The 13,659-nt window shown below is 67.7% G+C and carries 11 protein-coding genes; 5 read left to right on the forward strand and 6 right to left on the reverse strand.

Features of this window, described 5'->3' with window-relative positions; translation table 11 throughout:
* Window positions 1-42: 42 nt before the first annotated feature.
* On the reverse strand, window positions 43-1,068 hold the full coding sequence (locus ON20_RS10635) for a Rieske 2Fe-2S domain-containing protein (protein ID WP_083864821.1): 1,026 nt from the start codon (window positions 1,066-1,068) through the stop codon (window positions 43-45).
* 45 nt (window positions 1,069-1,113) lie between these two features.
* Window positions 1,114-2,499 carry a cytochrome P450 gene (locus ON20_RS10640; protein WP_051162144.1) on the reverse strand — a complete coding sequence of 462 codons (1,386 nt, stop codon included), beginning with the start codon at window positions 2,497-2,499 and terminating at the stop codon, window positions 1,114-1,116.
* 488 nt (window positions 2,500-2,987) lie between these two features.
* Between ON20_RS10640 and ON20_RS10645 the strand changes: the two genes are divergently transcribed.
* Entirely contained in the window at window positions 2,988-4,712 is a 1,725-nt protein-coding gene (locus ON20_RS10645; protein ID WP_040835020.1) for a DUF3556 domain-containing protein, read from the forward strand.
* 298 nt (window positions 4,713-5,010) lie between these two features.
* On the opposite strand, the gene ON20_RS10650 is transcribed toward ON20_RS10645, so the two are convergent.
* Entirely contained in the window at window positions 5,011-6,408 is a 1,398-nt protein-coding gene (locus ON20_RS10650) for an amidohydrolase family protein (protein ID WP_040834970.1), read from the reverse strand.
* A complete protein-coding gene (locus ON20_RS10655) occupies window positions 6,405-7,637 on the reverse strand; it encodes a CoA transferase (protein WP_040834971.1) in 1,233 nt (410 codons plus the stop codon). Before ON20_RS10655 ends, ON20_RS10650 begins: the two co-directional genes overlap by 4 nt.
* Before the next feature lie 44 nt (window positions 7,638-7,681).
* Between ON20_RS10655 and ON20_RS10660 the strand changes: the two genes are divergently transcribed.
* Window positions 7,682-8,734, forward strand: a complete 1,053-nt coding sequence (locus tag ON20_RS10660) for an enoyl-CoA hydratase/isomerase family protein (RefSeq protein WP_040834972.1) — start codon at window positions 7,682-7,684, stop codon at window positions 8,732-8,734.
* A gap of 23 nt (window positions 8,735-8,757) precedes the next feature.
* Here the strand turns inward: ON20_RS10660 and ON20_RS10665 are convergent, their stop codons facing one another.
* The gene (locus tag ON20_RS10665) at window positions 8,758-9,459 is read right to left on the reverse strand and encodes a dienelactone hydrolase family protein (protein ID WP_040834973.1); all 702 of its coding nucleotides are present in this window, start codon (window positions 9,457-9,459) and stop codon (window positions 8,758-8,760) included.
* Between the two features lie 231 nt (window positions 9,460-9,690).
* A complete protein-coding gene (locus tag ON20_RS10670) occupies window positions 9,691-10,068 on the reverse strand; it encodes a PepSY domain-containing protein (protein ID WP_157228785.1) in 378 nt (125 codons plus the stop codon).
* A 120-nt stretch (window positions 10,069-10,188) separates the two neighbouring features.
* On the opposite strand from ON20_RS10670, the gene ON20_RS10675 reads away from it, so the two are divergent.
* From ON20_RS10675 to ON20_RS10685, 3 genes are all read left to right on the forward strand, one after another.
* The gene (locus ON20_RS10675; protein WP_040834975.1) at window positions 10,189-10,866 is read left to right on the forward strand and encodes a response regulator; all 678 of its coding nucleotides are present in this window, start codon (window positions 10,189-10,191) and stop codon (window positions 10,864-10,866) included.
* Window positions 10,859-12,460 (forward strand): sensor histidine kinase, encoded by a 1,602-nt coding sequence (locus tag ON20_RS10680; RefSeq protein WP_083864822.1) that lies wholly within the window; start codon window positions 10,859-10,861, stop codon window positions 12,458-12,460. Before ON20_RS10675 ends, ON20_RS10680 begins: the two co-directional genes overlap by 8 nt.
* Window positions 12,461-12,949: 489 nt before the next feature.
* Window positions 12,950-13,630, forward strand: a complete 681-nt coding sequence (locus ON20_RS10685; RefSeq protein WP_040834977.1) for an HAD family hydrolase — start codon at window positions 12,950-12,952, stop codon at window positions 13,628-13,630.
* Window positions 13,631-13,659 lie beyond the last annotated feature (29 nt).

Below are 13,659 nucleotides of genomic sequence, written 5' to 3' on the forward strand. Positions count from 1 at the left end.
GACGCCGGTAGCCCGCGGCGGCTCCGACCACGTGTGCAGTCCTCATTTATCCGCTCCTTCCGGATAGAACTGTCGGGTCCATTTGCGATAGGCGCCGATCGGTCCGTCACCTGCCGTCAGTGCCGGGCGCGGCACGTATTTCTTGTTGTCCCAGATCGGCTGGTCACGGCGCAGCTCCAGTACCACTCCCCGCAGAACGGCACGGCTCAGCAATGCTTCCACGGGCCACAGCAGGGCGCGTCCCAAACGCCCCCGGCCGCGTGAACGTACGGTCGTGCCGACATGGACATCCACTTCCCGTTCACCGGTCGGAGTCGTCAACACGAGTTGTCGCAGCGTCCATCCCAGATCGAGGCTCAGTTCGACAAGCGAGAACCCGAGGCCGTCCACACGAATGGAGATCTCGGTGCGGATACCGCGCGTACCGGGGAACGGACGTCGGAACGAATACCGGGCACGCAAACGCGGGCCGTCGGCGGTGAGCTTGTCGACCGTGCGCACCTCGTCGAATCGATGCAGGACCGCCAAATGGCCGATATCGACGCTGTTCTCGGTCACTTCTTGCGGATGGCTGCGGAACCGCATCTTCTTGGTCCGCCACCGGAGCCATTCCGGTGATTCGTCCGGCGCCTCGATTTCCCATGTCACTTCATCGGTGGGGCCATGCCAGGCCATTACCACTCCGCATACCTCACGCAGTGGAAAGACCCGCAGGCGGGCGCTGGGTGGCGGTGGACCGTAGGGCGTCGAGGTGCATCGGCCCGATGTGGAGAACTTGAAACCGTGAAAAGGACACCGTAGTTCCTCGCCCTCGACGCTTCCGCCGTAGGCGAAATGCGCCCCGAGATGGGGGCAATAGGCCGAGACGGCGGCGGCATCACCGGAATCCGTGCGATACAGCACGATTTCCCGGTCCATAAAGCGCCTCTTCACGATTTTTCCCGGTGTCAACTCGGAAGAGAAGGCGACGGCGAACCAACCGTAAGGAAAGGGCGGCGGGGTGTCGGGCAGCAGGTCTCGGTCGACGTGGCTGTTGCGCTCGGCGCGTAGAGGAGAAGAGGTAGGCATGGGCACCAATACAGTGGAGAAGGTGAACAGTTTCTGATGCGATTGTTACGGTGTGTTCTCTCGTGGTGAGAGGCGGACTGTGTATGGTTTTGCGGGTTGGAGTGTGAGGCTGGCTTTCGGTGGGATCTCTGTGGTATCGGTGGGGGTCATTCGGAAGCGTTGCAGTATCATCGCCATGGCCAGTTGCATCTCGGCCATGGCGAATGTGTTGCCGATGCACAGCCTCGGTCCCGCGCCGAATGGGTAGAAACCGGGTTTGTCGCCGATGATTCCATCCTGATCGGTAAATCGATCGGGGTTGAATTGTTCGGGTTGGTCCCAGAAGTCGCGGTGCCGGTGGATCAGATAGTAGCTCCAGAAGACCAGGGTGCCTGCAGATATGTGGTAGCCGGAGATCTCGTCATCTGTTTCGGCCCGGCGCAGCAGTTGCCATGCGGGGGGATACAGTCGCAGTGTTTCCAGGACGACTCGTCTGATGCAGGCGAGCTGGGTTGTGTCGGAGATATCGGGGTGGCGCCCGCCGAGTACGCGGTCGACTTCTTCGGTGAGGCGTTGTTCGGTTTCGGGGTGGCGGCCGAGTAGGTACCAGGCCCAGCACAGGGTGGTTGCACTGGTTTCGTGTCCGGCGAAGAGCATGGTGAGCACTTCGTCGTGGAGTTGGGTATCGCTCATGGCTTCGCCGGTGTCGGCGTCGCGGGCCTGGATCATCAGCGACAGCAGGCTGGTGTTGTCGCCGTCTTCGCGGCGCTGCCGTGCGATCATGTCGTAGACGATTTCGTCCAGAGTTGCCATGGCCCGGTGGAATCGTCGGTGGCCGGGGGTCGGTACCGACAGTGGTATCAGCGGGAACCGCATGTAGGTGGCCAGTTCTTCGGTGGAGGTCTCCACCGAGGTGGTGAACCGGCGGATCACCGTGTCCGGAGGGTTCATGCCGAACAGGGCGCGTACGACGATGCGTAGGGTGAGGTTGCTCATCTCGGCGCGCAGGTCGAGTGTGTCGTTTCGTGCGCAAACCGTTCCCCATCGCTCGAGGGTTTCGGCGATGGTGCTCGTCATGATCTGGCCGAAGGTGGTGATGTGCTTGCGGTGGAAGGCGGGTTGCAGCAGGCGGCGTTGGCTGAGCCATCCGGGCCGGGCGGCGGTTGCCAGCCCATTGCCAAAGAAGTTGCGGGCCATATCGAAGGACGGGCCGTGGCGGTCGTAGTTTCGATGGTGGCGTTTGAGGATGTGATCGACGTGGTCGGGGTGGTTGACCACGACGAACGGCAGTTTGGGTATGTCGACGGCGACCACGTCGCCGTAGGTTTGCACGGCGTGGGCCAAAAAGGGCAGGGGAGAACGCTGGAAGGAGATCGCCGTCCGAAACTTTCCGTGCGGTCCGGGGATGTTCTCCTTGGGCCGCTGGGCGGCCGGAGACGAGATGGAGGTCATCGTGAACCTTTTCTGACGGGACGAAGACCGGTCGTTCTACGCGATCTCAGGCTGGAAGCATTATGTACCCGCCATATTCTTGCAGGTCGAAACGCTGGAAGAAGTAGGGGAAACCCTATGTTTTAGTGCGGTCCCGACGGGCTGTGTGGGCGGCGACCGCGAGGGCGCGCTCGGCCTTCCCTGCCTCGATAGTGCCGGCGGCAGGCGGTTTCGGTGTGCAACCGAATCAATAGCAGGTCCCGTTTGCGGGGACGATGCGCCACATTTGCCCGGCGGGCGCATGGTTGTTCTCACCCGCCGGCGGTAGCAGGGTGGGATGATCAGGGAAGTCGGTTGGTCGGTCACGGTTGTGACCACTGTCCGCCGCTGCGTCCGCGGATGGTCTCCGAACGACGAAAAGACACCTTTGACAGCGCGAATTCGCTACAAAGGGTGTCCTTACATATGGGATCGGGTGCGTAGTGGGCGGAACGGATCGGTTGTTCAATATTCTCCGGCCGGAACTGCCGGTGGTCGACATCGCCGAGTGGAGCAAAGGCACCAGGGCGGAGAAGATCCGCCCGATGGCCCGGCACTGGGCCGAAGTGGGTTTCGGCACATCGGTGGCGCTGCACCTGTGCTACGTGGGCAAGATTGTCCTCTACATCCTGGGAGGGTGGCTGTTCGCGCTGACAACCGCGGGCATCGACGGGTTCACCGATATGGGCTCGTGGTGGTCGGAGCCGATCGTCTTCCAGAAGGTCGTGCTCTTCACGATGCTGTTCGAGGTCCTCGGACTCGGCTGTGGGTTCGGACCGTTGAACAACAGATTCTTCCCGCCGATGGGCTCGATCCTGTATTGGCTGCGACCCGACACCATTCGGCTGCCGCCCTGGCCGGAACGAGTGCCGTTCACCCGCGGCACGGCCCGCACGCGATTCGACGTACTGCTGTACGCGATGCTGCTGATCACGCTGCTGGTGGCGCTGGTCTCGGACGGGACCGGTCCGGTGCCGGTGCTCGGTACGACCGTCGGGATTCTGCCGGTCTGGCAGATCGCGGTTGTTCTCGGCCTGCTCGCGGTGCTCGGCCTGCGTGACAAGGTCATCTTCTTGGCGGCGCGCGGCGAGGTGTACGCCGCGCTCGCCGTCACCTTTCTCTTCGGCGGCGCGGATATGATCGTCGCCGCCAAGGCCGTATTCGTCATCATCTGGATCGGCGCAGCGGTGTCGAAGCTGAACAAGCATTTCCCGTTCGTGGTGTCGACGATGATGTCCAACAGTCCGGTGGTCCGGCCCCGTGCCGTCAAACGCCTGTTCTTCGAGCGGTTCCCCGACGATCTGCGGCCGGGATGGTTGTCGCGGCTGTTCGCCCACGGTGGCACCGCCGTCGAGATGTGTGCGCCACTGGTGCTGTTCTTCGGCCACGGTGGGTGGCCGACCGCTGTGGCCGCCACCGCCCTGATCTGTTTTCACCTGGTGATCCTCACGGCGATTCCGATGGGCGTGCCGCTCGAGTGGAACGTCTTCATGATCTTCGGTGTATTGGCGCTGTTCGTCGCGCATGCGGACGTGGGCGTGGCCGATGTGGGCAATCCGTTGCCGGTGGTGATTCTGCCGATCGTTCTCGCGGGGGTGGTGATCACGGGGAACCTGTTCCCGCGCGAGGTGTCGTTCCTGCCCGGTATGCGGTACTACGCCGGTAACTGGGACACCACGCTGTGGTGCATCAAGCCCTCGGCCGACGCGAAGATCCGCACTGGGATCGTCGCCGTCGCGGCCATGCCCGCCGCGCAGCTCGAGCGGTATTACGGCAGCCGGGAAGCGGCGCAGATCCCGCTGTATCTGGGGTACGCCTTCCGTGCCTTCAACACCCACGGCAAGGCGCTGTTCACGCTGGCTCATCGCGCGATGGCCGGTCAGAACGAGGACGATTACACCCTCACCGACGGTGAGCGTATCTGCTCCACGGCCCTGGGCTGGAACTTCGGTGACGGCCATCTGCACAACGAACAGCTGATCACTGCCCTGCAGCAGCGCTGCGGTTTCGAGCCCGGTGAGGTGCGGGTGGTGCTGCTGGACGCACAGCCCATTCACCGGCAGACCCAGCGCTACCGTCTCGTGGACGCGGCGACCGGCGAATTCGAGCGCGGTTATGTGCGCGTCGCCGATATGGTCGTCCGCCAGCCGTGGGATGACGACCTTCCCGTATACCCCGCCGAACGGCGGGAGTGAACGGTTTGAGCGGCGCGCCGCGCCCGGGTCATGTCGGTGGCCGATTCCGTCCCCGAGGGGGCATGTCCCGCACGGGCTCGGTGATGCGAGGGTACGAGGCCGGCTGTTCGGACGAGCGTCGATGAGGGGAGAGACCCGCGCTGTCAATTCCTCGCCGAGGGGGTCCTGATTCGCCCGAACACGGCATCGGTGGAGGTGGCGGCGTGGTGCTCGCAGCCGGTCCGGTATCGGTGGACCCCGGTCTGTCTCGCAGCGCTCGCGGTAGGCGCCTCCACGCAGAGGTGGAGAACCGCTCACGCTAGCGGTGGTATCGGATCTCACCGCGGAACACGGTGAGGCGCACCGCTTCCGCAGTGGGAGCCGACAGTACCTCGCCGAGTGGACGGTCGAGCAGAACCAGATCGGCCGGAGCGCCCACCCCCACCGTGCGGGGTGGAGCTTCCGGTCGCTCGAGCGGGGACAGATACCGTTCGAGGGCCGCGCGGCTCGTGATCCGTTCCGGTGACCCGACGATATCGCCGGTAGGTGCGCGGCGGTTCGTCGCGGCGTCGATCGCCGCCCACGGGTCCAGCGGACCGTACGGGGCGTCGCTGGACAGCGCCAACGGCACCCCACCGTCGAGCAGCGACCGGCAGCGGTACAGGTCGGGCAGGTCCCTGGGGTCGACTCGCCGCAGGTAGTCGTCACCACGGTGGGCGAGGAATCCCGGCTGGGTCACCACGCAGATCCGGTGCCGGCGCAGCCGATCGATCGTCTCGGCTGGTATCAGCGCCCCGTGCTCGATCCGGTCCCCGGCCGCGCCGACCTCGTCGAGTGCCGCGAGCAGCAGCAACAACGCCTCGCGGCTGACACAGTGCACGGCCACCGGGCGTTCCGTGGCATGGGAGCGGCGCACGGTATCGGTGAGGGCCTGGAAATCGAGCGTCTCCGAGTCGGCGAGCACGATCTTGTAAGGACCGATGGTCACCGTGGTCGGCGCACCGTCGAGCCCGGCACCCAGGGGCACCCCCAGCAGGTGCAGCCGCTGGGGTAGCGCGCCACCGACGTGCGCGTCGAGGAGCGCGGTCGACGAGCCGAGAGGTAGATCCGGCGTCGCGTCGGTCACTCCGGTGATACCGAACCGGGCCAGGTCCGCGCCCACCGTGTCCAGGGCGGGCGGACCACCGGTATCGGACAGGCGCTCGCGCAGCCAGGCATCGGCCCGCCATACCCGGCCGGTGGGCTGTCCGGTCTCGTCCCGCTCGATTCCCCGATGGTCCGCCGAGTCCAGCCGGGCCAGGGCCGTGGCGGTCGAATTGAGTATCCACAGCGCGCCGCTGCGGTGTTGTATCCGCACCGGCCGACGCGTGTGCAGCCGGTCCAGGGCCGTGACGTCGAGCAGGCCGGCCACGGTTTCGACGTAGCCCGTACCTCGGATCCAGCCGTCGCCGGGCGCGGCGGCCAGGGCCCGCGCCAGTTCGTCGGGTGTGTTCACCTGCGGCGGGCCGCACCGGATCGAGGCGGCGTCCGCCGCCGTAGCGTGCAGGTGCAGGTGGTGATCGTGCAGTCCCGGCAGCAGTGCGCCGCCCCGACCATCGATCACCTCGGCGCCACCGGCGTCGAGGCCCGGGCCGATCGCCGTGACACGGTCGCCGTGGACCGCGACATCGCACGGCCCGGCCGGAAGTTCGACGTGGCGGAACAACAGCCCGGTCATCGCGCGATTCCCAACTCGCCCAGCACCGCCGCCGTATCGCGGCCCGGGTCGGCGGCGATGCCGCGGGGCGCGCGTCGCCGCGGCTCGGTGATCGCCACGGAGCCGGTGGCGGTGGCGACATACCACCGATCGCCCATCCGAACGGGTTGTGGCGCAGCGTTTTCGGCCGCGTCCAGGGTGCTCGATACCACCGCCGTCATCGAGATATCCCACAGCTTTCCCGCGCCTCCCGGGGGCGCCGACATCGCCAGGGCGGCCGCGGTCAGACCGGTGAGTGGATCGGCGATCGCGTCGCCGACGAACATCGGCCCTTCGCCGTCGCGGGCGACGAGCCCAGCGGCGGCCGCGATATCGTCGCCGAAGCCCACCCGGTTCGAATCGCGTCCGTATGCGGTGATCGACAACCAGGTGCCACCGTGTGCGATGAACTCGGCGGCGTCCAGGCCGAAGCCGATCAGGGCACGCGGGCGCGACGCCTCGATCACGATATCGGCGGCGGCGACGAGCGCTGCCAGGGCGGCACGGTCACGGGGGAGCGCGGGATCGAGCAGGACGGACTCGTGGCCACCGTGCAGCAGCCGATAAAACTCGGGGTCGCCGCGGCGGGCACCGTCGGGCCGCGACGGCGTTTCGACCTTGATCACTCGCGCCCCGGCCAGACCGAGCAGATGCGCGCACAGCGGGCCCGCCCACAGGGCACTGAAGTCGACAACGCGCAACCCGGCGACCGGGCGGGGCACGCGGGGACGCGGCGGAACCGGTACGGCGATGTCCGGCACCATGACAGGACCGGCTGCCACTCCGAGCAGGTCGGCGCGCTCGGCGAGGTCGGCGCCGGTGTGCTCGCGCAGCCAGGCCTCGACCGCGGGCCACGGATCGTCTTCGACATCGGCGCCGACCAGCGCCGAGAGCAGCATCGGATCGTCAGGTCGGGCACACGACACGGCGGCCCACCCGTCGCCCGTCGGCAGCAGCCGGCATGCTCCGCCGGCCGATACCGCACCGGCACGGCGATGGCCGGTGAACGCGGCGCGTTCGGCGAGTAGACGTGCACCGTCGAGGCGCACGGCCCCCCCGGTGACCTCCGCGATCCACGCGCTCTGCGCGCGGGCGACAGTCGCGGCCCGGCCGGGCGGAACCACCGGTGCGCCGGTGCTGCGGCCGGTGAGTGAAACGGCTCCGCTCTCCGCCCAATCCCGGACCCGATCCGGGCGCCTGGGAGTCCACACGCGACCGATGCTACATTTCGCCCCGGGAGGTCTGGACGGCGAATATGACGATCGTGCGAACCATCACGGCGGCCGAACTCGCCGACGGTGCCGTGGAAACCTCGATTCTCGGTACCGGCGCCACCCTGCCCGAACCCGTTCTGATCGTCGAGCTCGACGGTGCGAACACCCGGGTGGCCGCGGCCGCGGCCACCCGGGTGCCCACGCTGGACAAGCTGGTCATCGGCCGCTGCGCCGGGCCCGTCCCTGCCGGCCTCGCGTCATTGACAGCCGCACTGGACCTGACCTACGCGGTGGGCCCGGACCCCACGGACCGGGCGGTGGTCGGCGCCGACGATATCGATACCGCGCTCGCCGAGTTCGTCGAGCGCGTGGCGCGCTATCCGCAGGCGGCGCTTATCGCCGGGCAGGTGGTGCGGATATCGGAGACATTGCCGGTGCCCGAGGCGATCGATATCGAATCGCTCGCCTACTCCACTCTGCAGGGCGGCGCCGAATTCCGCGGTTGGCTCGAACAGCGCCGCCACCTCGATCGGCCGCTGCCGCCGCCGGCCGCCGACCCGGTGCTGATCGACCGCGACGGTGACATCCTGCACATCACGCTCAACCGGCCGGACCGCCGCAATGCCTACGGCACCGCGCTGCGTGACGCCCTGGTCGACGCGCTACGGCTACCCCTGCTCGACGACACCATCGCGAAAATCGTGCTCGCCGGCGCGGGACCGTCGTTCTGCGCCGGCGGTGACCTCGACGAGTTCGGCCACGCCCCGGATACCGCCACCGCCCACCTGATCCGAACCCGCGGCGGCGCCGGCCGTCTGGTCGCGCGCCTCGCGGACCGGATGGAGGTGCGCCTGCACGGTCACTGCGTCGGCGCCGGGATCGAGATCCCCGCGTTCGCGGGCAGTGTCATCGCCACACCCGATACGGTCTTCCGCCTCCCGGAGGTGACGATGGGTCTGCTTCCCGGAGCCGGTGGCACCGTGAGCCTGCCTCGTCGGATAGGTCGGTGGCGGGCTCTGCACCTGTTCGTCACGGGGAGCGCACTCGAGGCGCGCCGTGCGCTGGAATGGGGGCTGATCGACGAGATCGTCTGATCGGTGGAGTGAGTGAGCGGCGGTCACCGTGTCGCGGGGGCTCTCAGGTGTTTGTCGAAGAAGGCGAAGACGCGGCGCCAGGCATCGCCGGTGGCCTCCTCGTCGTAGCCGAGACCCGTCACCCGCAGCAGCGATTCGACGGGTAGCCGGTTGGCGAAGGCATGGGTGACGCCTGGATAGGTCTTCACGTCGTGGTCCACGCCGTAGTGGTCCAGTACCTGCTCCAGTCTGCGGGCACGTCCGATATTGACCGGGTCCAGCCGGCCGTATGAGGCGACGATCGGGCAGCTGCCGCGCAGCATATCCGCATAGTTGCCGCGACCGCTCGGATAGAAAGGGGCGGCGGCGTCGAAACCGCGGGGTGCCGTCAACAGGGCGAATCCGCCGCCCATGCAGAAGCCGGCCACCGCGACCCGGCCCGTACACGAGGGGTCCTCGCGCAAGCGCCGAAGCGCGGCGAGGACATCGCGCACCGCTTTTCCGTCGCCGGTGAACAGCAGGTCGCGGAAGACACCGGGCACGCAGCGGGCTCCGCGAGCGAACAGATCGGGCGCGATGGCCAGGTATCCGTTGTCGGCGAGCAGCCGTGTGTTGCGGCGGATATCGGGGGACAGGCCGACCCCGTCGTGCAGCAGAACCACCCCGGGCCACGGTCCGGTGCCCTCCGGTGACTCCCATTGGGCCGCGATATCGCCGTCGGGTGCGGACAACTGGATCATCGTCATCAGCGGGTCGCCTTCCGTTCGGTCCGGAAATCTCGCAGACAACAGCGCTGGGAAGTCTACTGCCTCAACAGCTGCTCCGCGTCCACGGTGCGGCGACCGCAATGACGGAAACTCCGGCGGCAGCGTGGGTGTGCCGCGCCGGAGCTCTGTATGGCCGATCGCCCGTTCACCGGTGCCCGCCACCCCTCATCATGGCGGCCACCGGGCGAACACGCCCGCCTCTGGGACGGGTCAGTCGTGGTCGATGGCGCCGAGGACCTCGCCGGTGTTCGCGTCGATGGTCACCTCGTACTCCACACCGGCGGGAGACACCACTTCCACCTCCCATACCGCCGGGCGGTGTTCGGAATCGAACTCGGCCGAGACCGCCGTACTGCCCGGAACCGCCGCCTCCGCGGCGTCCATGGCCTGCCGCCGGTCGATACCGGGGTCGGCGGCCAACGACCACTCGCCGATCGGACGGTCGAGCGAGACGGTGCGGCCCTGCGGCTCGTGGCCGAGGGCGACCGTGGCGACGCCGATACCGGCGCCGCCGACGACGGCCGCGACCACGGCGCCGATGAGAAGCCAACGAAGTCCGGTGACCGCGTGGCGGAAGACGCTTGCCATGGTGAAACCTCCTGTGGGGGTGTCCTTCCCGAATGTGGCCACCACTGTGGCAGGGCGATGCTGAAGGCGACCTGAAGCCACCTGAAGAATGTTTCAGCAAGTATTTGACACTCTGGAGGGATGCGTCTGCTGATCGTGGAGGACGAGAAGCGTCTTGCTCTCGCGCTGGCCAAGGGTTTGACCGCCGAGGGTTTCGCCGTGGACGTCGTGCACAACGGCGCCGAGGGCCTGCACCGGGCCACCGAGTCCGACTACGATCTGATCATTCTCGACATCATGCTGCCCGGGATGAACGGCTACCGGGTGTGCGCCGCCCTGCGGGCCGCGGGCCACGAGACCCCGATACTGATGCTCACCGCCAAGGACGGTGAGTACGACGAGGCCGAAGGCCTGGACACCGGCGCCGACGACTATATCGGCAAGCCCTTCTCGTATGTGGTGCTGCTCGCTCGTATCCGCGCCCTGCTACGCCGTCGCACCCGCGGCGGTGCGCGGGTCCTGCGTGTCGGCGATCTCGTCGTGGACCCGGGTACCCACATGTGCCGCCGCGGTGATCGGGAGATCGTGCTCACCGCCAAGGAGTTCGCGGTCCTGGAGCACTTGGCCGTGCGGGCGGGTGAGGTGGTGTCCAAAACCGATATCCTGCAGCACGTCTGGGACTTCGCGTATGACGGGGACCCGAACATCGTCGAGGTGTACATCAGTGCTTTGCGCCGAAAGATCGACGCGCCTTTCGGGTGCCGGACCATTCTGACGGTCCGCGGCGCGGGATACCGGCTGGCGGCCGACCGTGGCTGAGCGGACGCGTGGACGGGGATCGTGGTGGAGTTCGGTGCGGGCCCGCACCACCACGGCGGCGACGGTTGTCGTCGCGGCGGCGTTGACGGCCACCGGGCTGGTCGTGCTCTCGGCGCTGCACGAGAATCTGGTCGAGAGCGCGAGCACGCAGGCGGAGAACACCGCGCGCGATATCGTCACCCAATTGGAGGCGGGAACCGACCTCGCGCGCTTACAGCTGCCCGATCCCGACGACGAACCCGTCCAGGTCGTTTCGGTCGACGGGCAGGTCCTGGCCGCCGATCCCGACCTGCGCGGCCCAGGCCCGATGGCGAACTTCGGGCCGTACTCGACCGCGGCGGCCGGCGGCCGTGACCACGTCACCGATGACGAGGATGACGACGAGGCCGACGATGATGGCGACGAGACCGACGATGACGACGAGACCGACAGCGCCGACGACGGCGTGAGCCCGAAAGGGCCCGTGGCCGGACGAGGTACGGGTGTCGACGCGAATACTTCCGCGGGTCCGGCGGCCGGCCGTTCGGCCCTCACCGTCCCCGCCGACGTCACCCCCTCCACCATCGAGGCGGTATTCGGCGACGTGCGGTTGAGTGTGGGCGATACCGCCCCCGACAACTTCCGCGTCGCCGCGCTCGCGGGCTCGACTCCCGACGGTCGACCGGTCACCGTCTACGCGGGCGCGTCCCTGGACACCGCCGACAGTGCGGTGGCCGATGTGCGACGGGCCATGCTGATCGGCCTGCCGCTGCTGCTCGCCGTGGTCGCCGTGGTGACCTGGCTGGTCACTCGCCGGGCGCTGCGCCCCGTCGAGGCCATTCGGACCGAGCTCGCCGAGATCATGCACGGTGATCTGTCGCGACGTGTCCCCGAGCCGGCCTCGCGCGACGAGATCGCCAGACTCGCCGCCACCACCAACGACACCCTCGCGGCACTGGAGGAATCCTCGGAAAGGCAGCGTCGGTTCATCGCCGATGCCGCGCACGAGCTGCGCAGCCCCATCGCCAGCCTGCGCACCCAACTCGAAGTGGCTCAGGCCCATCCGGGTCTGCTCGAGCTGGACGGCCTGCTCGGAGACACCGTCCGGTTGGAACATCTCGCGGCCGACCTGCTGCTTCTGGCCCGGCTCGACGCGGGCGAACAGCCTCGTGCGGACCGGGTGAACCTGACGGCATTGATCGCCGACGAGTTGTCCCACCGGGTAGGTGACCGCATACCGGTCGATACCGCACTGCCCGACGAGGAGATCGTGGTCGCCGGAAGCCGTACCCAGATCGCCCGTGTCCTGGGCAATCTCGTCGACAACGCGCAACGCCATGCCGTGACGACGGTACGGGTGGTGCTCGAGCGCGCGGCCGATACGGCCGTTGTCGAAGTCGTCGACGACGGTTCCGGGGTACCGGAGGCGGATCGGGAGCGGATCTTCCAGCGTTTCGTCCGTCTCGATGATGCCCGCAGCCGGGACGAGGGCGGTGCGGGCCTCGGCCTCGCCATCGTCCGCGACGTGGTCGAACACCACGGGGGCACCATCCGGGTCGACGCGGGCGTGTCCGGTGGCGCGCGCTTCGTCGTCGAATTTCCGCTGAGGCGGTGACACGGGCCGAACGCAACGACACGAGGGTCCGGGATATCGCCCACCGAGCGACCCGGCGCCTATCGCCCGGATATCCAGACCGACACCATCGTGAACGGATGTCCGCGTAGCGCGGACCATTTGAGTTCGGCCTCGATCAAGGATTCGTCGATCGGGGTTTCGGCGAGTTCCGCACAAAACATTCTCGCCGCCGGACGGGGGGAGGCCAAACGCCTGCGGAAGGACTGTGAGCCTTTCCGCCTAGCGGAAAGCGAGCCCCGGTGAAACAGGAACCCACCGAGATGCCGGCCAGCGGCATGGCAGGAATTCCGGGCCTTCAGACCGGGAGGACGTCAACCAAGGCCTGGAGAACACTCTCGACGCGTACGCGTGGCGGTTCACCGGTGAGAAGCGGGGCAAGGCGCTGGTCCAGGTCGGCGAACCCGTCGACCGAGCGCCGCTGCCCACGGGTTCACGATTGGGCATCGGATGGGCGGGTAATCGCCGATCATGCCTGACAGCGACCCCTCGGGTGCGGTGCTGTTCGATATCGACGGCACCCTCGTCGACTCCAACTACCTGCATGTCCACGCCTGGTCCAGAGCCTTCCGCGAGGTCGGCGCGGGGGTGGATGCCTGGCGGGTGCACCGCTGTGTGGGCATGGACGGGTCGCTCCTGGTGGACACGCTGCTCCCGGACGCCGACGAAGAGACCGCACAGCGAGCGAAGGACCTGCATCTGCGCTACTACCTGGATACCCGTCCGCTCATGCGGCGGACCGCCGGCGCCAGGGAACTGCTCGACCGTGTTGCCGCGTCCGGGCCGACCGTCGTATTGGCGACCTCCGCGCCGCAGGATGAGCTCGCCGCCCTGCGCGAGGTGCTCGGCGGGGAGGAGGTGGTGTCGGTGCAGACCTCCGGCGAGGATGTCGAGACGGCCAAACCGCGGCCCGATATCGTGCGCATCGCCCTGGACCGCTCCGGCGTCGACGCCGCCGGGGCGGTTTTCGTCGGCGACACCGTATGGGACGCCGAGGCATGTCGCCGTGCTGGGGTGTCCTTCGTCGGGTTCCGGTGCGGCGGGATCAGTGAGGCGGAATTGCGTGAGGCGGGGGCGCGGGCCGTCTACGACGATCCCGCCGAGCTGCTCGCGCGGTTCGAGCACAGCCCGATCGCCGGACTGATCCGATGACTCCGGTTGTCGGTCCGGCGGTTTTCGGT

This window comes from Nocardia brevicatena NBRC 12119, assembly GCF_000308495.1.
Taxonomy (GTDB): Bacteria; Actinomycetota; Actinomycetes; order Mycobacteriales; family Mycobacteriaceae; genus Nocardia; species Nocardia brevicatena.